We start from the raw sequence: 24,555 nt of genomic DNA, 5'->3' as shown, positions 1-24,555 counted from the left end.
CGGCCCGCACAGAGCCTGCAGGGCCTGCGCGGGCGACACCTGGTCTGTGCGGCCGGGGAGAAGCGCGCCCCGGCGAGCACCGTGACGACCGTCACTACTCCATTCGATTGGTCTAGACCAGAGTTCACGCATTGTTCCCCTCCGGAAGGTCGTTTGGTCTAGACCAATCTGCGATGGTTGCTCCCATGCGAATCGTGGTGATTGGTGGCGGGGTGCTGGGCACGATGCACGCCGCCGAGCTGGTCCGCCGGGGACACCAGGTGACCCAGCTGGAACGCGAGCCCGAGGCCAGGGGCGCCACCGTGCGCAACTTCGGTCTGGTCTGGGTGTCCGGGCGGTCGGCCGCCGAGCTGCCCGTGACGCTGCGGGCCAGGGAGCTGTGGGAGCGCCTCGGCGCGGACGTGCCGGGCATCGGCTTCCGGGCGTGCGGATCGCTGACCGTGCTGCGCACCGAGGCGGAGCTGGCGGTGGCCAAACAGGTCGCGGCCGCGCCGGACGCCGTCGAGCGGGGTGTCGCGGTGCTCGACGAGGCCGAGACGAGGCGGTGCCACCCGGCGCTGCGCGGTCAGTTGCTCGCCGCGCTGTGGTGTTCCAAGGACGCCGCGGTGGAGTCGCGGGTGGCGCTGCCGGCGCTGCGCGCCCACCTCGAACCGACCGGGCGTTACCGATTTCTGGCCGGGCGGGAGGCGCGCCAGATCGGCACCGGGGCCAGCGGCGCGAGCGTGCGCGACCAGACCGGCGCCCGGCACGACGCCGACCTGGCACTGCTCTGCCCGGGCGCGACCCTCACCGGGCTCGCCGGGGAACTGGCCGGCGAGCTGCCGGTGCGCCGGGTCCGACTGCAGATGATGCAGACCGCCGCGCTCGGCGAACCGCTGCCCACCGCGCTCGCCGACGGTGACTCGATGCGCTACTACCCGGCGTTCGCGGGGCCGGCGCTGGACTCGCTGCGCGCCGCCGAGCCGCAGCCGACGATCGCCGCCGAGCACCACATGCAGCTGCTCTGCGTACAGCGCGCGCACGGCGGACTCACCATCGGCGACACCCACGAGTACACCGAGCCGTTCCCGTTCGACCTGGACGAGGCGCCGTACGAGCACCTCGCCGGCGTGGTCGAGGCCCTGCTCGGCCGTCCGCTGCCGCCGATCGTGCGGCGCTGGGCCGGCGTCTACGCGCAGTGCCTCGACCCCACCCAGGTGGTGCACCGCCAGTCGCTGGACCCGGCGTTGTGGCTGGTCACCGGCCCTGGCGGGCGTGGCATGACGCTCTCGCCGGCGATCGCCGAGCAGACCGCCGACCTGGCCGGCCTCTAAACCACACGAATCCGAGGAGTGCACAGATGAGCGACCAGCCCGACATCCGACTCGCCGTACTCGATATGGCCGGCACCACGGTGGCCGACGACGGGCTCGTGGAGACCGCGTTCGGCGCCGCACTGGCGGCCGCCGGGGCCACGGCCGCCCGCGAGCCCGAGCTGTGGCAACACGTGCGGGACACCATGGGGCAGTCCAAGATCGAGGTGTTCCGCGCGGTGTTCGACGAGGACAACTCGCAGCTCGCCAACCGCGCGTTCGAGCAGTCCTACAACGACCAGATCGACGCCGGCCGTGCGGTGCCGTTGCCCGGTGCGCTCGAGGCGATCGAAACGCTGCGCGCGGCCGGCATCCTGGTCGCCCTGACCACCGGGTTCAGCCGCGACACCCAGCAACGCCTGGTCACCGCCCTGGGCTGGAACTCGGTCGCCGACCTGGTGCTGTGCCCGGAGGACGCCGGTGGGCGCGGGCGGCCCTACCCGGACATGGTGCTCACCGCCCTGCTGCGGCTGAAGGTCGACGACGTCGCCCAGATCGCCGTGGTCGGCGACACCGCCAGCGACATCCGCACCGGCGTGCGGTCCGGCGCGTCGATCGTGGCCGGCGTGCTCACCGGGGCGCACGACGGACCGACACTGCGCACCGAGGGCGCCACCCACGTACTGACCTCGATCGCCGACCTGCCCGCGCTGCTACGGCCCGCCCAGCTCGCCAACACCGCCAGCTAAGCCAGCTAAAGCCGGCCGGAGCCGGCCCAAGCCGGCTGCAGCGGACCGAAGCCACCCCTGGAGACACCGGTGAGCGGCGAGTGGTCCCATCGGACCACTCGCCACTCACGACCGCCCGGTGCGCTGGCAGGATCGGTGAGGTGACCCAGCACTCCGGCGAAACCCTGACCGACCGCCCCTCCGCGCACCCGAAGGCGGACGTACCGGACCAGCTGTTCGACGACCCGGCACAGGAGCAACGCTGGCGGGCCCGCTTCACCGCACCCCGCATCGGGCTGCCGGACTGGGCCAGGGACGCTCCGGACCGCTGCACCTACCCGTCCAACTCCAGCGGAACCTGGGAGATCTACGCCTGGGACCGGGCCACCGACCAGCATCGCCAGGTCACCAACCGCCCGGCCGGCACCCACTCCGCCACGCTCACCCCCGACGGTGGCCAGCTGTGGTGGTTCGCCGACACCGACGGCGACGAGTTCGGGCACTGGGTCGCCGAGCCGTTCGCCGGGCTGCCGGCCGGCGACGCGCCCGAGCCCGCCGTGGCACCGCCGGCGGCCGGGCCGGCGGACGCACTGGACGGCTACCCGGCCGGCCTGGACATCGGGCAGCGGGTGGTCGCACTGGGTACCGCCACCGACGACGGCAGCCGGATCTGGATCAGCCGGGACGGCGGGCCGGCCGAGCTGATCTACCAGCACGCCGAGGACGCCGGGGTGGGCGCGCTGTCGCACGACGAGACGCTGTTGGCCATCTCGCACTCCGAGCACGGCGACTCGCGGCACCCGTCACTGCGGGTGGTGCGCGTCAGCGGCGGGGACGGTGCCCAGCTCGGCGAGACGGTGGCCGAGCTGTCCGACGGTCCGGGCAAGGGGCTGAGCCCGATGGAGTTCCCGGACCTGCCCGGCGACACCCGGCTGCTGGTCGGGCACGAGCGGCGGGGCCGCGACGAGCTGCTCATCTGGGATGTGGCCACCGGGGTGCAGACCGAGCTGCCCATCGACCTGCCGGGCGAGCTGTCCGGCGGCTTCTATCCGGACGGCGCCGCCCTGCTGGTGGTGCACACGCACGCCGCGCGGACCACACTGCACCGCTACGACCTGGTCACCGCCGAGCTGGAGACACTGGGTACCGCGCCGGGCTGCGTCGGCTCGGCCAGCGTCCGCCCGGACGGCACCGTGGAGTACAGCTGCTCGTCGGCGGCCGCCCCGCCGTCGGTGCGGGCGCTGTTCCCGGACGGCACCGACAGCGAGCTGATCGCCCCGGCCGGCGAGCGGGCGCCCGGGTCCGTGCCGGTCGTCGACGCCTGGGTACCCAGCCCGGACGGCACCGACTCGAACGGCGCGGCCGTGCACGCGCTGATCGCGGTACCGGCGGGCACCTGGCCGGAGTCCGGACAGCCGCTGCCCACCGTCTTCGTCCTGCACGGGGGCCCGCACGCGGCCGACGAGGACCGGTTCTCGGCCGTCCGCGCGGCCTGGGTGGAGGCCGGCTTCGCCGTGGTGGAGGTCAACTACCGCGGTTCGACCGGGTACGGCTCCGGGTGGCGCGACGCCATCGAGGGCAACCCGGGGCTCACCGAGCTCGCCGACGTGGCGGCCGTGCACGACTGGTGCATCGAGCAGGGGCTGGCCGACCCGGCGCGCTGCGTGGTCAACGGCTGGTCCTGGGGTGGCTACCTCACGCTGCTCGCGCTGGGCACCCAGCCGGACCGCTGGGCGGCGGGCATCGCCGGTGTTCCGGTGGCCGACTACCTGACCGCGTACGCCGACGAGATGGAGCAGCTGCGGGCATTCGACCGGGCGCTGTTCGGCGGCTCGCCTGAGCAGCTGCCGGAGCGGTACCGGGCGGCGTCGCCGCTGACCTACGTAGCGCGGGTGCGGGCTCCGGTGCTGGTACTGGCCGGCGAGAACGATCCGCGCTGCCCGATCCAGCAGGTCGACAACTACCTGGACGCACTGGCCGCCCGGGGCGACCTGGACTACCGGGTGCTGCGCTTCGACGCCGGGCACGGCTCGCTGGTGGTCGCCGAGACGATCCGCTACACCGCCGCCGAGATCGCCTTCGCCCGCCGGGCCGTGCTCAGCTGAGGTAACACCCTCGTGAGTGGCTGGCGTTGCGATGGCGACGCCAGCCACCCACGAGTCCCGGATCAGACCTTGGCGACCAGGGTCACCTCGATGTTGCCCCGGGTGGCCTTGGAGTACGGGCACACCTGGTGCGCCTTGGCGACGAGTTCGTCCGCCCGGTCCTGGTCCAGGCCGGGCAGGGTAGCGGTGAGGGTCGCGGTGATCGCGAAGCTGGTGTCGTCCGGACCGATGCCGATCGCGGCCTCCACCGTGGCGTCGTCGCTGATCTTCACCTTCTCCTGCCGTGCAACCAGGCGCAGCGCACTGTGGAAACAGGTGGAGAACGCGGCGGCGAACAACTGCTCGGGGTTCGTGCCACCGCCGGGACCGCCCAGTGCCGGCGGCATCTTGACCTGCTGGTCGATCAGGCCGTCGTCGGAACGGACAGCGCCGTCGCGCCCCCCTCCGGAGGAGACAGCGTGCGCCGTGTACTTGACGTCCATGACTTGTGGTCCCTTCATGACATGAGTACCGCGCGGTGGAGCGCGTGCCCACCTCGGGCGTGCTGTGCGGTTCACAACCTTCCGCACCGGTCTACCATCAGCGACCCGTAGCGCGTCGTTATCACATCGGAAACACTCGGTGGGGATGATCGCTAACGAAGGAGGCACTACGTGGGGCTGTGGCGAGTGCACGTCGAAGTCGAGGACCGTCCGGGGCGACTGGGCGAACTGGCCGCGGCGGTTGGAGGCGCCGGTTGCAACATCGTGTCACTGACCGTGCTCGGCGAACGCGGACCGGACGGCGCGGTGACCGACGAACTCCTGGTGGACGCGGCCGACGAACGGGCCGCCACCGCGCTGGCTCAACGCATCCGAGCGGCCGGAATGGGGTGCACGCTTGCGGTACCGGCCGGGGCCGGCGAGCTGCGCGACCCGGTGACCACGTCGCTGGCGCTGGCGCGACGGGTGGCCAGCGACCCGACCACGGCCCCCCGGGCGGTGGCCAGCCTGCTGCACGCCCGGCTGCTCCCCGGTGAACACACCGACGCGGCGATCACTGTCCCAGGTGAACCGACCGGGCACACCCACCAGCTGCGGGTGCTCGGCCAGGACATCGCGCTGAACCGGGCCTGGGCGTTCACCGCGACCGAACTGTCCCGGGCCGCCGTGCTGGTGGAACTCGCGGAGCTGTGCGCCGAGGCGAGCACGGAGCCAGGTACCGGGGCACGGTCGGCCAGGCATCCGGTCAGCCTGGGCCTAGTACTGCTCGGCAACGGCTCCGAGGTGGAGCTGCGGGTGGCCAGCCCGGCCGACGGCCCGCTGGTCGCCGCGCTGCACGCGCGCTGCACCCCGGACACCCGGCGCGGCCGATTCCTCAACCCGAGCCCCACGCTGCCCCCCGGCGAGCTGGCCGAGCTGCTCACCGGGAGCTCCGGCAACGGAACCGGGCTGCTCGCGCTGACCACCGACGGCGGGCACGCGGTCGGGCTGGCGACGCTCGACCCGGACAGTGGCGGCCGCGCCGCGCTGGGCGTGCTGGTGGAGGACGCCTGGCAGGCCCGGGGCGTCGGCACCGCGATGGTCCGCCGCGCGGTCGAGCTGGCCACCGAGTCCGGCTACCTCGAGCTGTCGGCGGTGGCCCACCCGGGCAACCTGCGGATCACCCGGCTGCTCCGCCGCTCCGGGCTGCGGCCGACCGCGCAGCTGGTGGACGGCCTGTTGCGGGTGCAGGTCCAGTTGCGCCAGCCGGTCAGCGCCGCACCGTGACCAAACCTCGCCGGTAGCCCGGCGCCGCGCTAGAACTAGCGGCATGACTCCGCTACTGGTGTTCGACGGTCAGTGTGGCTTCTGCACCCGGGCGCTCGGCTGGCTCCGGCTGCTCGATCGCCGGCGGCTCATCGACACGGTGCCCTACCAGCGGTCCGGTGTGCCCGAGCTGCTCGGTATCAGCCGCGAGCAGTGCGCGGGGTCGTTGCAGTGGCTGGGTGCCGACGGCTCCCGGGCGGAGGGCGCCGCCGCGGTGAACGCCGCGCTGGCGTACGCGCTGGCCGCGAACTGGCCGGAGCGGCTCTACCGACGCACCGCCCGCACCCAGCGCCGGCTGTACCAATGGGTGGCCGAGCACCGGCACCGGCTGCCCGGCATCACGCCGTGGTGCGTCCGGTACCCGGACGACTGCGGCTGAGCCAGATCGGCCCCTTACGGCTCGAGCAGCTCCAGGGCACGCTCCGGCGGCCTCGCCACCACCGCGCGGTCGCCGACCAGCACGATCGGGCGCTCGATCAGGATCGGGTTGGCGGCCAGCGCGTCCAGCACGGTGTCCCGGTCGGCGCCGGCCAGGCCGAGCTCTCGGTAGCGCGCCTCGCCGGTGCGGGTGATGACCAGCGGGTCGTCGCTGCCGAGCCGGCGCAGCACCTCGACCAACTCGGCCCTGCTCGGTGCGGTGTCCAGGTAGCGGACGACCTCGGGGTCGACGCCCCGCTCGGCGAGCAGGGCCAGCGCGCCCCGGCTCTTCGAGCAGCGCGGGTTGTGCCAGACGGTGACGCTCGGCTCGCTCATGCCCTGAATCGTAGGACGCCGCGCGCCGTGGTCCGGTGTTCCGGGGCTCGCTCCGGGGGGTTGTTCCGTGGCGTTGTGACCGCTCGCTCACATTTTCGGCACAAATGTGAGCCATCGCGCACACAGCCGCAAACGGTCCCCGGGCTCTCGCCGCGATCCGACCGGCGCGGCGCGTCGTCCACGGTCGTCGGTTCAGGCCAGACCGTGCACCACGGCCATCCCGTAGAGCACGGACTGCACCTCGGCGAGCGCCGCCGGGCCGGCCTCCCGTGCCGCGTCGAGTACCGCCCCGGCCAGCAACCGGCCACCCTCGCCCGCGCTGACCACGGAGGTCTTGAGGACGACGTCGCGCACCACGTGACTGGCCTGCAGCCGGTCCGAGGCCACGAACCGCCACTGCCCCACGTCGAGGCGAGCCGGCTCGGCCCTGCGCAGGAAGCCACCGGTACGCGGCGCGACGAACACCGCGCCCGGCACGCCCGCAAAGCTGGCCAGCACCGACTCCGCGCCCGGGCCGGCCAGCGCCGCAGCGAGCACCGAAGCGGCCTGGTCCTGGGTCAGGTCGTCGGACGGGCCGATCGGTGAGCTCATCGCGGTCACGCCCCTTGGTCTCGTGGTTTGCCGGGGTCCAGTCTTGCAGTCGCACCGGCGGCGGCCGGGCGGTCGTGCTCAGGCGCGCAGCGCCACCTCGGAGGCCGCCGCGAGACCGAACCCGACCAGTACGCCGCCGGTCACCCGGTCCACCGCCCGGCGCACCTTCTCCCTGGTCAACCAACCGCGCGCCCGGTCGACCATCGAGGCGATCAGCGTCAGCCAGAGCATCCCGAGAAGCGCGTGGACGGCCACCAGCATCAGCGTGGCCGGCAGCACCGCTATCCCCGGCGGCAGGAACGCCGGCAGCAGCGACAGGTAGAAGACGCCGACCTTGGGGTTGAGCACATTGGTCACCAGACCGGACCGGAACGCCGCCGCCACGCTGCCCGACCGGGGCGCCGACCCGTCCGCCGCGACCTCGGGTGAACCGCCTCGGTTGCGCCAGGCCCGCACGCCGAGCACACCCAGGTAGACCGAGCCGGCGATCCGCAGCCCGTCGTAGAGCACCGTTGACGCCGCGAGCACCGCGCTGATCCCGACCGCGCTGGCCACCCCCCACACGCCCAACCCGGTGACGACCCCGATCCCGCAGGCGATGCCGTGGAACCGGCCACCGGTGATCGATCTGCGAACCACCACGGCGAAGTCCGGACCGGGGCTGACGGTCAGGGTCGCGGCGACCGCGATGAAGGCGAGCAGCTGAGTGAGCATCGTGATCCGATGCTAGGCAGCGGTTCGGGAGATGTCTCCGGGTTTCGAAGCCGGTGTGCTGAGAACCCCGACTCGGTGTGCTGAGAGCCCCGACTCGCGGGGAAAGCGCTCGGTGGGCCGGGCAGACGCCGGCCCCCGCTCCCTGGGTAGGGAACGGGGGCCGGCGCCGGTGGTGGTGGTACGCGCGTCAGTTCGTTGCGGGCTCAGTACCCGGCGGGCGCGCCCTTGTTCTCGTTGTAGGCCTGCTCGATCTTGTCGCCCAGGTCCTTGTCGATGTTGCGCCAGTACTCGAAGGCGCGAGCCAGGATCGGCTCGGACACCCCGCCGCCCAGGTGGCCGGCGACGTTGTTGACCAGTCGGGCGCGCTGCTCGTCGTTCAGCACCTCGCGGACCATCACACCGGCCTGGCTGTAGTCGTCGTCGTCCTGGCGCAGCGTGTAGGCGGTGCGGACCATCTCACCGTCGGAGTGCCAGAGCACCTCGTTGGTGCGCGACGGGTCGGCCTTCGGGCCGCCGTAGGAGTTCGGTGCGTACACCGGGTCGGAGGCGTTGACGGTCCGCCCGACACCGTCCTTGGAGTAGCTGTGCACCTCGACCTTGGGCCGGTTGACCGGGATCTGCTTGTAGTTGACCCCGAGCCGGGCACGGTGCGCGTCGGCGTAGGAGAAGCCCCGGGCCAGCAGCATCTTGTCCGGGCTCAGGCCGGTGCCGGACACGATGTTGTTCGGCTCGAACGCGGCCTGCTCGATCTCGGTGTGGTAGTCGGTGACGTTGCGGTCCAGCGTCATCTTGCCCACGTCGATCAGCGGGTAGTCCCCGTGCGGCCAGACCTTGGTCAGGTCGAACGGGTTGATCCGGTAGGTCTTGGCGTCCTCGAACGGCATGATCTGCATCTTCAACGTCCAGCTGGGGAAGTCCCCCGCCTCGATCGAGTTGTACAGATCGCGCTGGTGGTAGTCCGCGTCCTCACCGGCGATGCGGTCGGCGTCCTCCTGGGTGAGGAAGTCGATGCCCTGGTCGGTCTTGAAGTGGTACTTGACCCAGAACTTCTCACCGGCGGCGTTGGCCCAGCTGTACGTGTGGCTGGAGTAGCCGTTCATGTGCCGCCAGCTCTTCGGGATGCCCCGGTCGCCCATCAGCCACGACAGCATGTGCGCCGACTCCGGGACCAGGGTCCAGAAGTCCCACTGCATGTCGTGGTCGCGCAGGTTGTTGGCCAGCCGGCGCTTCTGCGACCGGATGAAGTGCTGGAACTTCAGCGGGTCGCGGATGAAGAAGATCGGCACGTTGTTGCCGACGATGTCGAGGTTGCCCTCGGAGGTGTAGAACTTCACCGCGAAACCGCGCGGGTCCCGCCAGGTGTCGGGGCTGCCGCGCTCGCCCGCGACCGTGGAGAACCGGATCAGCATGTCGGTCTTGACACCCGGCTGGAACAGCGCCGCGCTGGTGTACGCGCTGACATCGTTGGTCACCTCGAAATGGCCGAACGCGCCACCGCCCTTGGCGTGCGGCTGACGCTCCGGGATCCGCTCCCGGTTGAAGTTCGCCATCTGCTCGATCAGATAGTGATCGTTCAGCAGAATCGGGCCGTCGGCACCGACGGTCAGCGAGAACTCGTCACTCGCTACCGGGATACCGGCATCCGTGGTGGTTGGCCGCGTATCGGTCACAGCGACTTCTCCTCAATGTTGTGGTGGTGAGCGGCGATGGTCGCCCGCTGGTCAGTTCTGTTCTTGGCAGTCGGGACAGAGTCCCCAGAACACAACCTCGGCCTCGTCTACCGCGAAGCCGGCGTCGTCGTTCGGAGTCAGGCACGGCCGTTGGCCGACCGCGCAGTCCACGTCCTCGGTCCGCCCGCAGCGCCGGCAGACCAGGTGGTGATGGTTGTCGCCGATCCGGGTCTCGAACCGGGCGGCCGAACCGGCCGGTTCGATGCGACGGAGCAGACCGGCGTCCGTACAGGCAGCCAGAACGTCGTAGACGGCCTGCTTGGACACCGAGCCGAGGCGCAGCGTGACGAGCCTGGCGACGGTGTCGGCGGTTGCGTGCGGATGGTCGCCGAGGACCTCCAGCACGGCGACCCGGGACTCGGTCACCCGCAACCCGGCACCGCGCAGTCGCTGCCGCGCATCGGCCGGGAGTTGGGTGTCGGTCACACGACGACCACACCACCTTTTCTGGACTTAGTCAAGACAAGGCACGCTGAGGTCGCCCGATTCGACCCATCGTGGACATCCATGACAGCCTGTCGACCCGATCACCCCACGAGAGCTGTCGGAGCCCGTTGGAGCCACCCCGGGGACGACCGCCTACCATTACGATGCGTAGTTGCCTGGACACGAAATGTCGGAGTGAAAATCGGAAACGTGCTCGTTACTCCACTGAATGGCGGTCACGCGGTCTCCCCCGCCGGTGTCACCATCAGTGACATTCGCTCCCCCGAAGAAGATCAGTAAGCGCGTCCCAGACATGAGACTCCAATGCTCGACGAGGTAGACCGAGTGGTGCATGCGCCCACTCGGGCGCGCCGCGGTCGCAACCGACGGCGCTTGATGGCGGCTGCCCTGATCCTGGCCGTCGTCGGTTCGTTGTGGATCACCAGGAGGGGGTGGTCGCCGCTGGTCTTCTCGACCAACCCCTACGAGTCCACCCCGGCGGAGAACTTCCCGGCCGGCGAGGCGGGGCTCACCCTGCCGCTTGCCGGCCCGGTGGACGGGATGACCGCCGACCAGGTGGCCGACGCGCTGGCCCGGGTCCGGCAGGCGCTGGTCGCCTCCTACCTCGATCCCCGGATGCTGGTCGACCACGACTCCGGCCCACTGCTGAACCTGCTGGCCCCGGACAGCGCGTCCACCGTCGGCCCCCGGTTCGACACCGGCGGGTACGGCACCGCGTTGATCCGGCTGACCCCGGGCAACTCGCTGGTTGCCGAGCCGAGGGTGAGCGGGCAGCTGAGCTACCAGCGGATCGACTGGAACGGCATCCCGGCGCTCGACGTCACCAGCAACTACGTGTTCGCCTACGCGTTCACCAAGCCGTCCGGCGTCGTCGTGATCCACTCCGAGACGCACTGGATGTTCCCGCTCGGCGCGAGTCTGCGACCGTCCTCGCGCGGTATGTACCTGGGGCGCACAACGGGCTACTGGCACGGCATGGACTGCGCCGCGTCCACCAAGGGAATCACCGCGCCGGCGCCGCCGGTCGACCACGACGCCGACCCGAGGTACCACGACCCCGAACCGCTGGACGCCTACTTCGACCCGAACCGCCCGGTCGGCATCACCTCGGGTTGCCGCTGACCGTCCGACAGCTCAGAGCTCGGGCTTGGCGACCCGCCTCGGCCGGCGGCCGACGAACAGCCCGCCGCCGACCAGAGCCAACATCGCCCAGCCGATCACGAGAGCCATCGCCCGATCGGTGACCGGATTTTCCACGCCCGGAGGCAACGCCCGCTCCGAAATGGGCAGGTGCCGGGTCGCGGTCGCAACGAACGGCTTGCCGGGTGGCACCGAGGCGCGCTCGTCGTGCTGATCACAAGCGACCCCCAGCAACCGCTGCTTGAGCGCCGGCAATGTGCCCTGCTCGACGGTGACCGCGCCCGACTGAACGATCGAACTGGTCGGGCCGGGTTGAGGGGTGCGGTCGGCGGCGACACCGCCGCAGGCCGCCAGTGTTGCGTCGGCGAGGTTGGCACTGCTGAGGCCGAGCACCGCACCGACGGCGCAGGCGAGCGCAACAACCAGTCCACGCACTCGGGGCACAGCATCCCTCAACAATCACTTGACGATCACTAGCTGCGAAAAGCTACCAACCGTCACTGCGGCCACACGCATTCGCCACCCAATAGATTGATGAGGTCGTGTCGTAGCGGCTGAATATGACTCACCGCAGCCAAAGTCAGCCTCGCTGAACGCGGTCCGTGACAACCGCTCGACCTGAAGAAGTACCTGACACAGACCGGCCGCGGGCCGCACAGACGTTGCAGGGTCTGTACGAGCGCGACGGGCTCTGTGCGGACGTGTGCGGGCGTGCGGGCGTGCGGGCGTGCGCGGCGTGCGGGCGTGCGGCGGGGTTAGCGGAGTTGGGGGGCGGCGGTGTTGCGGAGCGCGGCGCCCAGCTGGGATGCCGTCGCCGGGTCGTGCCGCGCGGTCGTCGCGAGCATGGCAACCAGCTGGTCCACCAGCCAGCTCTCCAACCGTTCGCGAGCCAGCTTGCCCTCGCGCAGCCACGCCACGCTGGAACCCTCCACCACGGCGAACCAGCTGCGCAGGGTCAGCTCGAACATCGGCGCCGGCCGGAACACGTCATCGGCGTCGACCCCGTTGGCCTGGCCGACCCGCTCGCTGACGATCCGCACGACGTGCTCACGCACGCTGTCCACCAGCTCGTTGGTCTCCGGGGTGGCGATCACGGAGCCGGTACGCAGCAACGCCACATAGGCACCGGCATAGGTCTGCGCGGAGCCGAGAAAGGCGCTGAGCGAGTACCGGACCTGGTCCAGCAGGCCGGCGTCCGCCGGCGGCGTGATCACCGCCAGCAGCTCGTCCACGACGGCGCGCAGGGCAGCCACCCGCAGGTCATGGATGTTGGTGAAGTACCGGTAGAACAGCGCCCGGGACACGTCCGCGGCCCGCACCACGTCGTCGACCGTGACGAGGTCGGGCGGCTGGTTGGCGAACAGCCCGAGTGCGGTCTCGATCAGATGCTCGCGACGCCGTTCCGGGCTCATCCGGCGTGGCGAACGGCCGCGGCCCGCCGGGTAGGCGTAGTCGATCCGCCCCGGCACGTGATCCGAGGTCACAGGTCGAGCACCAACCGATCTCCCCCCGCCCGGGACACACAAATCGTCATCGTCGTGCCCCGCTCCTGCTGGGTGAGCACCCGGTCGCGGTGCTCGACCGCGCCCTCGAGGACCCTCGTCCGGCAGGTCCCACAGAAGCCCTGCCGGCAGGAGTAAGCCACATCCGGCAGCCGCTCGCCGACTACCTCCAGCAGCGACCGGTCCGCCGGAACCTCCAGGATGCCACCGGAACGCGCCAGCTCAACGGTAAATGGCCGACCGCCCAGCACCGGTGGCGCGGAGAACCGCTCCACATGCAGTGCGGCCACCCGGCCGGGCGCACCAGCGGTGTTCATCGCGGCACGCACCGCCGTGAGCATCGGCACCGGACCGCACAGGTAACCGGTGGTCTCGCCGCTCGGCGCGAACTCGAGCAGCTCGGCACCGGTCGCCGGCCCACCGTGCTCGGCGTCCGCCCTGATCACCACCCGGGACGGGTCCAGCTCGGCGATCTCGTCGAGGAACGGCATCGAGCCGCGGTCACGGCCGGCGTAGACGAACCGCCAGTCGGCGCGGGTGGCCGCCACCGCCCGCAGCATCGGCAGGATCGGCGTGATCCCGATGCCGCCGGCCAGGAACAGGTACCGCGGCGCCTGGATCAGCGGGAACGCCGACCTCGGGCCGCGCACCGTCAGCTCGGCGCCCTCGGCGAGCCCGTGCACCTCGTGGGAGCCACCACCACCGTCGGCGATCCGCCGCACCGCGATCCGGTAGCTGTCGCGGTCGGCGGGGTCGCCGCACAGCGAGTACTGGCGGACCTGACCGGAGGGCAGCACCACGTCCAGGTGGGCACCGGGCCGCCACGCGGGCAGCGCCCCGGCGGCCCGCTCACCCCGCGGCCGCACCAGCCGCAGACTCACGACGTCGCTGGCCTCCGCGCGAACCTCTCGCACCACGACCCGTAGCTCACGGTTCACCGCGACGACCGAAGGGCGCCGGCCCAGCGTGCTGAACCGGCCGCTCATCCTGATCGCCGCACCGAACGTGCGGAAGAACCGGGTCGGCTCCGGGATCGGCTCCTCGGTGGCCGGCCGCCGGAGCGACTCCGGCCGCGGCGCGATCACCGGCGCCGAACCGGCCGCCGTGGCCACGGCTGCTCCCTCGGCCGGTGCGCTGCCGTTCGAGGCGGGCTCGGGGTGCGGCACCGGCGCGAAGAGTGGTTCCGTGCTCACCGCCCGGCTCGCTCGTCGGCGGCCATCGCGGCCGGTGAGGTGGCCAGGTAGGCGACCGCCTGGCTGGTCGAGCCGTACTGGCTGGGGTGGTAACCGGGCTTCAGGTACGGCACCACCAGCAAGAACAACTTCCACAGGCCGGGCAGGTCGTAGCGGCGGCGGGCCCGGATGGCGTCCCGCAGCCGGGGCCGGCGCCGACCGGTCGGGTCGTTGGCCATCAGGAACCGCACACCCAGGAACCACATCGCCGCCATCCCGGGGGCGACGATCAACATCTGCCGTACCCGGCGCAGGTAGCGGCCGTCCAGGTGCTGGTAGAGCTCGAACGCGACCGCCCGGTGCTCGACCTCCTCGGCGCCGTGCCAGCGCAGCAGGTCGAGCATGGTCGGGTCGACGTCGGCGGTGTCGAGCTCCGGGGAGTTGAGGATCAGGTCGCCGAGGAAGGCGGTGAAGTGTTCGATCGCGGCGACGCCCGCGGTCCGCTCGATCAGCCACTCGGTGCGGCGCCGGTCGGCGTTGCGGCCGGTGAACTCGCGGTCACCGAGCGCCTTCCGGAACAGCCAGCGGACCTGTCCCACGTACGGGTCCGGGTTCAGCTGGTGCGCGGCGAAGTGATCCAGCACGCCCTGGTGGGACTCGGCGTGGATCGCCTCCTGACCGATGAACCCGCGCACGTCCTCGGCCAGCTGCTCGTCCTTGATCAACGGCAGCGCCTCGGTGAACACGTCGACGAACCACCGCTCACCTTCGGGCAGCAGCAGGTGCAACACGTTGAGCAGGTGCGTGGTGAACGGGTCGTCGGGCACCCAGTGCACGGGCAGCTGGGACCAGTCGAACCGGACGTCTCTCGCACGCAGCGCCACCTGGTCCGGATCGTCGACCACGCCGGCCGACTCGACCAGGGACAGCCGCACTGGCTCACTCACCGAAGTCTTCGCTGGCTCACTCACCAACGTCACCTCATCCCCGCTACAGGTTGATCTCGCGCTTGGCCGCCGCCCGCAGCACCGCCGGGGTCAGCCGGGACAGCACCAGTGCGACCTTGGCCTCCGGCGTCACCGGGGCCACCGCGGTGTTGCGCTCCACGGCGCGCACGATGTCCTTGGCGGTGCGTTCCGGGGTGAAGTTCCGGCGGCCGTACGCGGCGTAGGTGGCTTGCTGGCGGCGGCTCTGCTCGCTGTCGTCGGTGCCGACGAACCGGGTGGTGGCGGTGATGTTGGTGTGCACCAGACCGGGGCAGATCGCCACCACGCCGATGCCGTGCTCGGCCAGCTCGCCGCGCAGGCACTCGCTGAGCATCAGCACGGCGGACTTGGTGGTGGCGTAGGCAGGCAGGCCGCGCGAGGGCAGGTAGGCCGCCGCCGAGGCGATGTTGACGATGCGACCGCCCTCGCCCTGGGCCTTCATCGGCTCGCTGAACACCTGGCAGCCGTGGATCACCCCCCACAGGTTGACGTCGATGACCTTCCGCCAGTCGTCAAGCGAGGTGTCCGAGAACGGCCCCGCCATGCCGATACCGGCGTTGTTCACCACCACGTCCGGCACCCCGTGCTCGGCGACCACCTGGTCGGCGAACCGGCGCATCGCCTCGGCGTCGGCGACGTCCACCTGGTACGCGGTGGCCTCGACGCCGAGGCCGGCGGCCAGCGCGGCGGTGGACTTGGCGGAGACCTCGTTCAGGTCGGCGATCACCACGTCGGCGCCCCGCTCGGCGAAGGCCAGCGCGGTCGCCCTGCCGATGCCGCTGCCGGCCCCGGTGACGACCACCAGCGAACCCTGGTGCCGGCGCTTGCGGGCGGGCTGGCGGATCGCCGCGGCCCGGGTGCTCGCGCGCCGCAGACCGCGGGCGGCCGGGGCGCCCTCGACGTGGTCGACCAGCTCGGACACGCAGCGGGCCACCACATCCGGCCGGCTGCGCGGCAGCCAGTGCCCGCCCGGGATCCGGCGCACCCTGGCCTCGTTCGTCCAGTCGCCGATGTCGGTCTGCAGCGGACCGGTGACGAACGGGTCGAGGGTCGGCGAGAGCACCTGTACCGGGACACTCGTCGCCCTCGGGTGCGGCCGCAGCAGCCGGGGCAGCATGTTCTCCCGGTAGAGCGCCAGGCCGCGCAGCCCGTCGGCCAGGGCGGGCGGTCGCTGCCCCTTGTCCGCCCAGGTCAGCAGGCCCATCAGCCGGGCGAGCACGCCGCTGCGCCAGGCCAGCTCGGGGATCAGCGGGAGCTGGAAGAAACCGATGTAGCCGGAGGCCGCGAACTGGGTGAGCAGCTCGCGCAGCCCGCGCGGGGTCGGCCGGCGCAGCCGGGCGCGGGACCAGGCGCCGACGTGGTCGAGGTCGGGGCCGGAGATCGAGGTGTACGAGGCGACCCGGCCGTCCAGCCGCTGACCCGACCGCTCGCCGGTGATCGCGTGCCAGCCCTGGATGGAGCCCCAGTCGTGGCCCAGCAGGTGTACCGGGCGGTCCGGGCTGACCGCGTCCGCCACGGTGGCCAGGTCGTCGGCCAGCTGGTCGAGCTGGTAGCCGGCCCTGGTGCGCGGCTCCCCGGACTCACCGGCGCCGCGCACGTCGTAGCTGACCACGTGGTACCGGGCGGACAGCTCGTCGGCCACCGCATCCCACACCGTGTGGTCGTCCGGGTAGCCGTGCACCGCCAGCACCGTGGGGGCGGACCGGGCACCCCGCTCGTGCACGACCAGCTGCACACCGTCGCTCGCGGTGACCCGCCGCGTGCTCGGCCCAACGTTGGCTGCATCCGTCGCGGCGTCGTCGCCCGAGCCCCGCACGTCGGCGTTGTGAGACATGTTGTCATCATAGACAGAGCGTCAACAGTCCGTCGATCACCGGATCAGGTCCGGCACCGCCCTCAACGGAGTAACGCCCAGGTGTAGCAGGCGGAGGCGGCCAGCGGCACGACCCAGCGGACCTGGTTGCCGGCGCTCCAGCGGCTCAGATAGTCGGTCCACGGCGTCACCGAGCCGGCAGCGGTCGGGTCCAGCACCGCCAGCGCGTCGTTCATCGGCACGTGGAAGACCATGGTCATCACGATCGAACCGAGCAGGTAGAGCACCGAGCCGGCCAGCAACGGGATCGCGTAGGACTGCCCCCAGCCGCGCACCGCGAACACCCCCAGCACGACGCTCACCAGCGCGGTGCCGAACATCGCCAGCATCAGCGGCGCCCGCACCGCCGTGATGTTGATCGACTGCATAGCCGCCATGCCCTGCGCCGCCGGCATCCGGGCCAGCGCCGGCATCACGAAGCCGGAGAAGGCGTAGAACACGCCGGCCACCAGGGCGGAGCCCAGGATTCCCAGCACCGTCAGTGTCACCAGAAGCGAGCTCATCGTGCGCACCCCTCGTTGCGTGTCAGCCATGCTGAGAATGGAACCGCCATTCACCGAGACGGTCCATCGCTTAAGAGCGCAGAACGATGCGCGATCGTCTCTGGAGGATCGGTCGGCGACCCTCTAGCCTGAGAACGGTGGACTCGATTGCCGGTCTGCTCGACGGCCCGCGAGCGCGGGAGGCCTTCCTGCTGCGCTCGCTGCTGGACCCGCCGTTCTCGATGCGCATCCAGGACGAGGCGCCGCTGACCCTGGTGGCGATGGTGCGCGGCTCGGCGTGGGTGCTGCCCGACGTGGGCGAGCGGTTGTCGCTGCACACCGGGGACGTGGCCATCCTGCGCGGGCCGGACCCGTACGTCATCGCCGACGAGCCGGACACCCCGGTTCAGGTGGTCATCCTGCCCGGGCAGGTCTGCACCAGCCCGGAGGGCGCCGAGCTGACCGGCATGCAGCGGATGGGCGTGCGCACCTGGGGCAACACCGGTGACACCGCCAGCGCCACTGCCACCGCGACTGACAGCGACACCGCCAGCGCCACCGACAGCGCCACCGACAGCACCGCCGGCGCAACCGTCATGCTGACCGGCACCTACCAACTGCGCAGTGAGACCAGCCAGCGGCTGCTCGACGCGCTGCCCCCGGTGCTGGTCCTCTCGGCGGACAGCTGGTCCAGCCCACTCATCCCGTACCTGGCCGAGGAGATCACGAAGGACGAGCCCGGCCAGGAAGCGGTCCTGGACCGGCTGCTCGACCTGCTGCTCATCGCCGTGCTGCGCGCCTGGTTCGCCCGTCCGGAGGCGGCGGCGCCCGGTTGGTACCGGGCGCACGGCGACCCGGTGGTCGGGCCGGCGCTGCGGCTGCTGCACCACAACCCGGCGCACCCGTGGACCGTGGCCACCCTGGCCAGGGAGACCGGGGTGTCCAGGGCCGCGCTGGCCCGCCGGTTCACCGAGTTGGTCGGCGAGCCGCCGATGGCCTTCCTGACCGGCTGGCGGCTCACCGTCGCGGCCGATCTGCTGCGCGAGCCGGGCGCAACGGTCGGCTCGGTGGCCCGCAAGGTCGGCTACGCCAGCCCGTTCGCGCTGAGCACCGCGTTCAAGCGGGTCCGGGGCATCAGCCCGCAGCAGCATCGGGCCACCGCGTCGGCCTGAGACGGTCTGAGGCGACCCGAGCCGGCCCAAGCGTTTGAACCTGGCACGCACCGGTTGCAATTGGTGACACTCATTAGCCCGAAAGGGCCCAACAGCGGCCCGGCTGACGCCCAGATGGCGTTGTACGCTGCGTACAAAGAGTCGCCCAACCTTGGGCACGGAGAGCCATCGCCGCACAGCCAGATGGCCCATAAGCTCGATCGCTGCCCTTGGCAAATTCTCGTCGGGAGTCGATGTGGATCTCGCAAACCCGCTTACCGCGCGGGCTGTCGCGAGTGTCACGCGCCCCAGTAACCCCCGGTGTCCCGCCCGCCCCGATCGGGGTACGGGCCGGATGCGCACTTTCGCCCTCATCGCGGTCGCCGCGCCGGTCACCCACCGTCGTGTGCCGCGCAAGTGCGTGCTCCCCGTCGGAACTTCTGTGGTCACCCCGCCACCGGGTCCGAGTCGAAAGGTCGACTACCCCCATTTATCGGGCGGGCGCAGTAGCTGACCAACAGAAGTCCGTCGTCCGGTCCGCCGGGCGACACAGCGAGGAGATGTCACCGTGGGTTTCCTGTCACCGAAGCTGCCCCGGGGCTTCGACGTGCAGCTATGGCATCTCAAGCCCCGCCGCGAGCGTATCCAGCCGCTGATCCGGCACTGGACGGAGAACGGCTTCGGCACTCCCTGGGTGGTCTACCTGCTGTACCTGGCGAAGATCGCCGGCTGGGGATTCGCCGGGCTGTGGTTCATCCGGACCACCCCGGGCATCGGGCCGCTGAGCGATATCGCGCACTGGTGGACCGAGCCGGTGGTGTTCCAGAAAGCCGTGATCTGGACGCTGCTGTTCGAGGTGCTCGGACTCGGTTGCGGCTTCGGCCCGCTGACCCTGCGGTTCGTCCCGCCGGTCGGCGGCTTCCTGTACTGGCTGCGCCCCGGCACCGTCCGGCTGCCGCCGTGGCCCGGCCAGGTGCCGCTCACCCGGGGCACCACCCGCACGCCGCTCGACGTGTTTCTCTACCTGGGGCTGCTCGCGGCGGCGACCTGGCCGCTGCTCTCCCCGGCCACCCACCTGAGCGCCGGCGTGACCGACCCGGTGCTGACGCTCGCCCCGAGCACACTGATCCCGCTCGCGGTACTGCTGCCGCTGATCGGACTGCGGGATAAGACGATCTTCCTGGCGGCCCGCGCCGAGCATTACTGGGTCACCCTGCTGGTGTTCTTCCTCCCGTTCGCCGACATGATCGTCGCCGCCAAGGTGATCATGGTGCTGATCTGGTGGGCCGCGGCGACCTCGAAGTTGAACCGGCTCTTCCCGTTCGCGGTCTCGGTGATGTTCAGCAACAGCCCGCTGGTGCCCAAGGTGATCAAGCGGCTGCTCTACCGCGAGCTGCCCGACGACCTGCGCCCGTCCGGGCTGGCCAAGGCGCTCGCGCACACCGGTACCGCCGTCGAGTACCTCGTGCCGCTGGTGCTGCTGGTCTCGCACGACCCGCTGATCACCGGTTGCGCGGTGCTCGTGATGATCGCCTTCCACCTGCAGATCCTGGCCTCGCTGCCGCTCGGGGTGCCGCTGGAGTGGAACTTCTTCATGCTGTTCTCGCTGGTGTACCTGTTCTGGGCGCACCAGCCGTACCAACTCGGCGCCGTCGGCCACCCGTGGTTGCCCCTGCTGCTCGCCATCCCCGTCGTCTGCGTGGTGACCTGGGGGAACCTGCGCCCCGACCAGGTCTCGTTCCTGCTCGCGATGCGCTACTACTCGGGCAACTGGGCGACCTCGATGTGGGCCCTTACCCCGTCGGCCATCGAGAAGATCGACGCGAACACGGTGAAGTACCACGGGTTCGCGAAGAGCCAGCTGCGACTGATCTACGGCGAGCAGGTCGCCGAGGTGATGGCGCACCAGGTCTATGCGTTCCGGGCCATGCACCACCACGGCCGCGCGCTGTTCGGGCTGCTGCCCCGCGCCGCCGGGGACGACCACGAAGAGGCCTTCGTGCTCGAGGGCGAGCTGGTGGCCGGCGTGGTGCTGGGCTGGAACTTCGGCGAGGGGCACCTGCACAACGAGCAGCTCATCGCCGCGCTGCACGAGCGCTGCGGGTTCGAGCCCGGCGAGCTGCGCGTGGTGCTGCTCGAGGCGCAGCCGCTCGGCTCGGACCGGCAGGAGTACCGACTGGTGGACGGCGCGACCGGTGAGATCGAGCGCGGCCACGTGCTGGTCGCCGACCTGGTGGACCGGCAGCCCTGGGAGGTCGAGGACCTGCCCACGTACCCCGCGGCCAGGATCGCCCCGACCGGCCTGGTCGTCACCCCCCGGCTGTCCGCGACCGGCGGATCCGTCGACGCCGCCTGAGCCCTTTCGCGCTCGCACAGACCGGCCGCGGCTCGTACAGACCGTGCAGGCTCTGTGCGGCCCGCACCCGGTCTGTGCCGCCGCTGAGCTGCCTACAGGCCGGTGCGGATGAGTACCGAGGTGCCCAGGTGCTGGCAGGCCAGTAGCGCGGTCTCCACGTCGAGGCGCCGCTCGCTGATCGGCCGGCCCCGCACGTCCTCGGCCTTGCGCAGCCGGTAGCGCACGGTGTTCTTGTGCAGGTGCAGCGCCACGGCCGCCTCGGTCAGGCTGGCCCCACTCTGCAGGAACAGCAGTACGGTCCGGCGCAGCTCGGCCATCGGGTCGTCGTCCAGCGCCAGCCCACCGAGCACCTCCGCCACCCAGCGCCGCGCGGCCGCCAGGTCCCTGCTCAGGAACACCGACAGCGCGACGTCGGCGAACGCGGTCACCCCGGGGTCGTCGTCGCCCCGGATGTTGGCCACCCGCTGCGCGCCGAGCGCCTCGTGGTGCGAGGAGCGGAACCCGAGCAGGCCCACCGCCGGGCTGCCCAGCGCGACCCGGACCGGCGAGCCACGCCGCCGCAGCTCGGCGTCCAGGCCGCCCGGGTCCACACCGATCGCCTTCGATCCGGAGATCCAGACCCACAGGGTGCGGTCGTCGGCCAGCACCGCGAGCGGCTGCACCCCGGTGACATCGGCGATCAGGCCGGCGGTGGCCTCGACGTCGCGCCCGCTGTCCGGCGCGGTCGACCAGACCACCGCGGCGAGATGGCTGCCGTGCATCCGGTAGCCGGTGAGCGCCTCCGCCGTGGTCGGGTCCAGGTCTTCGTCGAGCAACACCGTGCGCACCTGGACGGCCCTGGTGGCGGCGGCCCGCTGTCCCCACAGCTTGCGTTCGTCGTCGTAGATCTCCACCAGCGTCTCGGAGACCCGGTCGATGTAGGCGGTCTCCACCGCGGCGGTGTGTTGGGTGGCCGCCAGCAGCACCTCCGGTGCGGGATGGTGCCGGCCCACCGCGTTGAGCCACCACTGCAGGAACAGCGCGCCGCCGAGTCGGTAGGCCCGCAGCAACGACTCCACCGGCACGTCCCGCTGCGCCATCCTGCGCACGTAGTGCGCCGCGGCAGCCGGCACCTCCACCTGGTCGACCGGGATGCCGTGGGCGAAGATGTCCATCGCCGTGGCCAGGTTCGAGTGCGCGCTGGCGACCAGTAGCTCGCGGATGTCCTCGTCCTCGAACCGCAGGTCGGGGATCATCTGGACGAAGTGCGCGACCAGCTCGTCGGTGAGGAAGGGCAGCGCGGGTTCCATCTCCCGCGCGACGGCGGACTCCAGGTCAGCGACCGCCTGAGCCGCCACATCGGTCACCGATCCGACGCTACTGCACGGGGGCCCGCGCGATCTTCGTCCGGCGGGACGACCGGCCGCCACCTCCGGGTGGTCCTCGAAAGATCACGAGTTCCGAACCGGACTCTGGTAAGACGGGCTGATGGCCGGACCTCGACGAGCAGCGTCCCGACGAGCCCCGGCGTGAGCGCGGACGGGGACGTCTGGGTCGGCATCGACCTGGGCACCCAGAGCGTGCGGGTGCTCGCGGTGTCCGGCTCCGGCGAGGTGCTCGGCAGCGGCACCGCGGCGCTGGAGAGCCACCGCGACGGCCCCCGGCACGAGCAGGACCCGGCGCGGTGGTGGCGGGCCGCCCGGGACGCCTGCGCCGGCGCGCTCGCCGGGCTGGCCGGCCGTCGGGTCGGCGGGGTCGCGGTGGACGGTACGTCGGGCACCGTGCTGCTCGTCGACGCCGCCGACGGGCGCCCGCTGACCGCCGGCCTGATGTACGACGACACCCGCGCCGCCGGATACACCGACCGGGTCAACGAGGCCGGTGCGCAGGTCTGGGCCAGCTTGGGTTACCGCCGCATGCAGCCGGCGTGGGCGCTGCCGAAACTGCTCTGGCTCCTGGACGAGCACCCCGACCTGGTCGGCCGCGCGACCCTGGCGCACCAGGCCGATGTGATCAACCGGGCGCTGGTCGGCGGGCCGGTCCCCACTGATCTGAGCAATGCGCTGAAGACCGGTGCGGACCTGATCCACGAAACCTGGCCGGTCGACGTGCTGGACAAGCTCGGGGTACCGGAGCGCCTGTTGCCCGGCCTGGTCCGCTCCGGGACGCCGATCGGCACCGTGTGCGCCGAGGCCGCCGCGCTGACCGGCCTGCCCGAGGGCACCCCGGTGATCGCCGGCTGCACCGACGGCTGCGCCGCCCAACTGGGTGCCGGAGCCCTGGCGGTGGGCAGCTGGAACTCGGTGCTGGGCACCACCCTGATCCTCAAGGGCGTCACCGCCGAGCTGCTGGCCGACCCGCTGGGCGTGGTCTACTCCCACAAGTCGCCGGACGGGCGGTGGCTGCCGGGCGGCGCGTCGAGTACTGGCGCCGGCGCGATCGCCCGCCAGTTCCCCGGCCGCGACCTCGACGAACTGGGCGCCACAGCGGCAGAGTTCGAGCCGGCGGGCGTGCTCGCCTACCCGCTGGCGTCGGCCCGGGGTGAGCGCTTCCCGTTCGTCGCACCGGACGCCGAGGCTTTTGTACTGGGCTCGCCGCGCGACGACCGCGAGCTCTACGCCGCGATGTTGCAGGGCATCTCCTACATCGAGCGGCTCTGCTTCGACTACCTGGCCTCGCTGGGCGCCCCGGTGGACGGCGACCTGCTGCTCACCGGCGGCGGCACCCGCAGTGCGTACTGGTGCCAGCTGCGGGCCGACGTGCTGGGCCGGCCGGTGAAGCTGCCGGCCAGTGCTGAACCGGCCCTGGGGATGGCGGTGTTGGCGGCCACCCCGGGCCGGGCGCCGGCCGACGTCGCTGCCGAGATGGTGCGGATCCGGACGGTGATCGAGCCACACCCGGCGGCGGCCGGCCGGTTCGACGAGCCGTACCGGCGCCTGGTCGGCGAACTGGCCCGGCGGGGCTGGCTGCCCGCCGACACGGCCGCGCTGGTCGCCGGCCGAGCGAGCTGACCCGATCGGACCGGCCGGCCGAGCGGACACGCCCGTTTCCGACTATGGTCAGTTGGAAAAGCCAACTCATAGGGGCGAGCATGCCACGCAGCACATCGGCGACGCCACACCAGGTCAACCGCCTGACCATCGCCACCGGCGCCGAGTACGGGGAGTTCCGCGAGCGCTACCAGCGGGCCGTTCCGGCGGTTCCCCAGGACGACCTGACCGCGCTGGCCCGGCGCGGCGCCTCCTGGCCGGAGATGCTCGACTGGGTCGACTCGATCGCGCCGCTCGGCTTCCTCATCTACTTCCGCATCGAGATCGACCAGGCGATGGGGCTGGCCGGGCACCGCACCCGAGGCACCGAGTACCTGATGGGCAACCACACCATCGCCGAACGAATGTTCCGGCACGACCCGGCGGTCATGCTGCACGCGCCACTGCGGACCTTTCTCTGGCAAGTTCCGGACGGCACCGCCAGCCTGGCGATCGACCAGCCGAGCACCGTGTTCGCCAGCTACCGACGCCAGGAGATCACCGAGGTCGGCCGGGAGCTGGACCGTAAGGTCGCCGCCCTGCTGGAGCACCTCGACGCACCCGTGCCGGCCGAGCTACGCGCCGGCTGACGCAAGACCGGCCGACCACTTCAGAACGCGGCGACCCGGCGGCCACCTCGCCGAGCTCGCCGCGCCACCGTGACCGGGGGCCGGGTGGAGTTCGTCAGGACCGCGACTGAGCAACCCGGCGAGGCCACGGCTCGGATCCGGACCAGCG

Annotated in this window: 23 protein-coding genes; 10 read left to right on the top strand and 13 right to left on the bottom strand. The window is 71.6% G+C overall.

Features of this window, described 5'->3' with window-relative positions; translation table 11 throughout:
* The first annotated feature begins 185 nt into the window (after positions 1-185).
* From ACTXG6_RS08160 to ACTXG6_RS08150, 3 genes are all read left to right on the top strand, one after another.
* Positions 186-1,313 (top strand): TIGR03364 family FAD-dependent oxidoreductase, encoded by a 1,128-nt coding sequence (locus tag ACTXG6_RS08160; protein ID WP_445187154.1) that lies wholly within the window; start codon positions 186-188, stop codon positions 1,311-1,313.
* A 26-nt stretch (positions 1,314-1,339) separates the two neighbouring features.
* Positions 1,340-2,041: a phosphonatase-like hydrolase gene (locus ACTXG6_RS08155; protein WP_445187153.1), complete on the top strand. Its 702-nt coding sequence runs from the start codon at positions 1,340-1,342 to the stop codon at positions 2,039-2,041.
* Between the two features lie 140 nt (positions 2,042-2,181).
* Positions 2,182-4,125, top strand: a complete 1,944-nt coding sequence (locus ACTXG6_RS08150) for a prolyl oligopeptidase family serine peptidase (RefSeq protein ID WP_445187152.1) — start codon at positions 2,182-2,184, stop codon at positions 4,123-4,125.
* Positions 4,126-4,187: 62 nt separating this feature from the next.
* Here the strand turns inward: ACTXG6_RS08150 and ACTXG6_RS08145 are convergent, their stop codons facing one another.
* Positions 4,188-4,607: an organic hydroperoxide resistance protein gene (locus tag ACTXG6_RS08145; RefSeq protein WP_445187151.1), complete on the bottom strand. Its 420-nt coding sequence runs from the start codon at positions 4,605-4,607 to the stop codon at positions 4,188-4,190.
* Between the two features lie 171 nt (positions 4,608-4,778).
* On the opposite strand from ACTXG6_RS08145, the gene ACTXG6_RS08140 reads away from it, so the two are divergent.
* Entirely contained in the window at positions 4,779-5,873 is a 1,095-nt protein-coding gene (locus ACTXG6_RS08140; protein ID WP_445187150.1) for a GNAT family N-acetyltransferase, read from the top strand.
* Positions 5,874-5,916: 43 nt separating this feature from the next.
* Positions 5,917-6,291 (top strand): DCC1-like thiol-disulfide oxidoreductase family protein, encoded by a 375-nt coding sequence (locus ACTXG6_RS08135; protein ID WP_445187149.1) that lies wholly within the window; start codon positions 5,917-5,919, stop codon positions 6,289-6,291.
* A gap of 14 nt (positions 6,292-6,305) precedes the next feature.
* Here ACTXG6_RS08135 and arsC read toward each other — a convergent pair whose 3' ends face one another.
* The 5 genes from arsC to ACTXG6_RS08110 all read right to left on the bottom strand — a co-directional run bounded on the left by arsC (position 6,306) and on the right by ACTXG6_RS08110 (position 10,126).
* Positions 6,306-6,665 (bottom strand): arsenate reductase (glutaredoxin), encoded by a 360-nt coding sequence (gene arsC, locus ACTXG6_RS08130; protein ID WP_445187148.1) that lies wholly within the window; start codon positions 6,663-6,665, stop codon positions 6,306-6,308.
* A gap of 192 nt (positions 6,666-6,857) precedes the next feature.
* On the bottom strand, positions 6,858-7,256 hold the full coding sequence (locus ACTXG6_RS08125) for a DUF5073 family protein (RefSeq protein ID WP_445187147.1): 399 nt from the start codon (positions 7,254-7,256) through the stop codon (positions 6,858-6,860).
* A gap of 78 nt (positions 7,257-7,334) precedes the next feature.
* A complete protein-coding gene (locus ACTXG6_RS08120) occupies positions 7,335-7,970 on the bottom strand; it encodes a LysE family translocator (protein ID WP_445187146.1) in 636 nt (211 codons plus the stop codon).
* Positions 7,971-8,173: 203 nt separating this feature from the next.
* Entirely contained in the window at positions 8,174-9,640 is a 1,467-nt protein-coding gene (locus ACTXG6_RS08115) for a catalase (protein ID WP_445187145.1), read from the bottom strand.
* A 51-nt stretch (positions 9,641-9,691) separates the two neighbouring features.
* Positions 9,692-10,126: a Fur family transcriptional regulator gene (locus tag ACTXG6_RS08110; RefSeq protein ID WP_445187144.1), complete on the bottom strand. Its 435-nt coding sequence runs from the start codon at positions 10,124-10,126 to the stop codon at positions 9,692-9,694.
* A gap of 396 nt (positions 10,127-10,522) precedes the next feature.
* On the opposite strand from ACTXG6_RS08110, the gene ACTXG6_RS08105 reads away from it, so the two are divergent.
* Positions 10,523-11,269 (top strand): hypothetical protein, encoded by a 747-nt coding sequence (locus ACTXG6_RS08105; RefSeq protein ID WP_445187143.1) that lies wholly within the window; start codon positions 10,523-10,525, stop codon positions 11,267-11,269.
* A gap of 12 nt (positions 11,270-11,281) precedes the next feature.
* Here the strand turns inward: ACTXG6_RS08105 and ACTXG6_RS08100 are convergent, their stop codons facing one another.
* The 6 genes from ACTXG6_RS08100 to ACTXG6_RS08075 form a co-directional block, all read right to left on the bottom strand.
* Positions 11,282-11,722 (bottom strand): hypothetical protein, encoded by a 441-nt coding sequence (locus ACTXG6_RS08100; RefSeq protein WP_445187142.1) that lies wholly within the window; start codon positions 11,720-11,722, stop codon positions 11,282-11,284.
* A gap of 320 nt (positions 11,723-12,042) precedes the next feature.
* Positions 12,043-12,771 (bottom strand): TetR/AcrR family transcriptional regulator, encoded by a 729-nt coding sequence (locus ACTXG6_RS08095; protein ID WP_445187141.1) that lies wholly within the window; start codon positions 12,769-12,771, stop codon positions 12,043-12,045.
* The gene (locus tag ACTXG6_RS08090) at positions 12,768-13,982 is read right to left on the bottom strand and encodes a PDR/VanB family oxidoreductase (RefSeq protein WP_445187140.1); all 1,215 of its coding nucleotides are present in this window, start codon (positions 13,980-13,982) and stop codon (positions 12,768-12,770) included. The genes ACTXG6_RS08095 and ACTXG6_RS08090 overlap by 4 nt, the downstream gene beginning before the upstream one ends.
* Positions 13,979-14,908, bottom strand: a complete 930-nt coding sequence (locus tag ACTXG6_RS08085; RefSeq protein WP_445187139.1) for a metal-dependent hydrolase — start codon at positions 14,906-14,908, stop codon at positions 13,979-13,981. The genes ACTXG6_RS08090 and ACTXG6_RS08085 overlap by 4 nt, the downstream gene beginning before the upstream one ends.
* Positions 14,909-14,951: 43 nt before the next feature.
* Positions 14,952-16,781 (bottom strand): SDR family oxidoreductase, encoded by a 1,830-nt coding sequence (locus tag ACTXG6_RS08080; protein WP_445187138.1) that lies wholly within the window; start codon positions 16,779-16,781, stop codon positions 14,952-14,954.
* A 62-nt stretch (positions 16,782-16,843) separates the two neighbouring features.
* Positions 16,844-17,323 (bottom strand): anthrone oxygenase family protein, encoded by a 480-nt coding sequence (locus tag ACTXG6_RS08075; protein WP_445187137.1) that lies wholly within the window; start codon positions 17,321-17,323, stop codon positions 16,844-16,846.
* 137 nt (positions 17,324-17,460) lie between these two features.
* On the opposite strand from ACTXG6_RS08075, the gene ACTXG6_RS08070 reads away from it, so the two are divergent.
* On the top strand, positions 17,461-18,474 hold the full coding sequence (locus ACTXG6_RS08070; protein WP_445187136.1) for an AraC family transcriptional regulator: 1,014 nt from the start codon (positions 17,461-17,463) through the stop codon (positions 18,472-18,474).
* A gap of 547 nt (positions 18,475-19,021) precedes the next feature.
* Positions 19,022-20,809 carry a DUF3556 domain-containing protein gene (locus tag ACTXG6_RS08065; RefSeq protein WP_445187135.1) on the top strand — a complete coding sequence of 596 codons (1,788 nt, stop codon included), beginning with the start codon at positions 19,022-19,024 and terminating at the stop codon, positions 20,807-20,809.
* Between the two features lie 92 nt (positions 20,810-20,901).
* Here ACTXG6_RS08065 and ACTXG6_RS08060 read toward each other — a convergent pair whose 3' ends face one another.
* Positions 20,902-22,155 carry a PucR family transcriptional regulator gene (locus ACTXG6_RS08060; protein ID WP_445187134.1) on the bottom strand — a complete coding sequence of 418 codons (1,254 nt, stop codon included), beginning with the start codon at positions 22,153-22,155 and terminating at the stop codon, positions 20,902-20,904.
* A gap of 162 nt (positions 22,156-22,317) precedes the next feature.
* On the opposite strand from ACTXG6_RS08060, the gene ACTXG6_RS08055 reads away from it, so the two are divergent.
* Complete coding sequence (locus tag ACTXG6_RS08055) at positions 22,318-23,799, top strand: FGGY-family carbohydrate kinase (RefSeq protein ID WP_445187133.1); 1,482 nt, start codon at positions 22,318-22,320, stop codon at positions 23,797-23,799.
* A gap of 80 nt (positions 23,800-23,879) precedes the next feature.
* Positions 23,880-24,407, top strand: coding sequence for a DUF302 domain-containing protein (locus tag ACTXG6_RS08050; protein WP_445187132.1), 528 nt, complete (start codon positions 23,880-23,882; stop codon positions 24,405-24,407).
* Positions 24,408-24,555 lie beyond the last annotated feature (148 nt).

This window comes from Pseudonocardia sp. Cha107L01, from assembly GCF_052566575.1.
The sequence above is the reverse complement of the archived record's forward strand: the minus strand, read 5'-3'. Positions and strand labels throughout refer to the sequence as shown.

Excerpts from the sequence above, each read along its gene's own strand:
- ACTXG6_RS08145 (WP_445187151.1), bottom strand. The coding sequence starts at position 4,607 with ATGGACGTCAAGTACACGGCGCACGCTGTCTCCTCCGGAGGGGGGCGC.
- ACTXG6_RS08050 (WP_445187132.1), top strand. The coding sequence starts at position 23,880 with ATGCCACGCAGCACATCGGCGACGCCACACCAGGTCAACCGCCTGACC.
- ACTXG6_RS08125 (WP_445187147.1), bottom strand. The coding sequence starts at position 7,256 with ATGAGCTCACCGATCGGCCCGTCCGACGACCTGACCCAGGACCAGGCC.
- ACTXG6_RS08075 (WP_445187137.1), bottom strand. The coding sequence starts at position 17,323 with ATGAGCTCGCTTCTGGTGACACTGACGGTGCTGGGAATCCTGGGCTCC.
- ACTXG6_RS08155 (WP_445187153.1), top strand. The coding sequence starts at position 1,340 with ATGAGCGACCAGCCCGACATCCGACTCGCCGTACTCGATATGGCCGGC.
- ACTXG6_RS08120 (WP_445187146.1), bottom strand. The coding sequence starts at position 7,970 with ATGCTCACTCAGCTGCTCGCCTTCATCGCGGTCGCCGCGACCCTGACC.
- arsC (WP_445187148.1), bottom strand. The coding sequence starts at position 6,665 with ATGAGCGAGCCGAGCGTCACCGTCTGGCACAACCCGCGCTGCTCGAAG.
- ACTXG6_RS08105 (WP_445187143.1), top strand. The coding sequence starts at position 10,523 with ATGGCGGCTGCCCTGATCCTGGCCGTCGTCGGTTCGTTGTGGATCACC.
- ACTXG6_RS08160 (WP_445187154.1), top strand. The coding sequence starts at position 186 with ATGCGAATCGTGGTGATTGGTGGCGGGGTGCTGGGCACGATGCACGCC.
- ACTXG6_RS08135 (WP_445187149.1), top strand. The coding sequence starts at position 5,917 with ATGACTCCGCTACTGGTGTTCGACGGTCAGTGTGGCTTCTGCACCCGG.
- ACTXG6_RS08080 (WP_445187138.1), bottom strand. The coding sequence starts at position 16,781 with ATGTCTCACAACGCCGACGTGCGGGGCTCGGGCGACGACGCCGCGACG.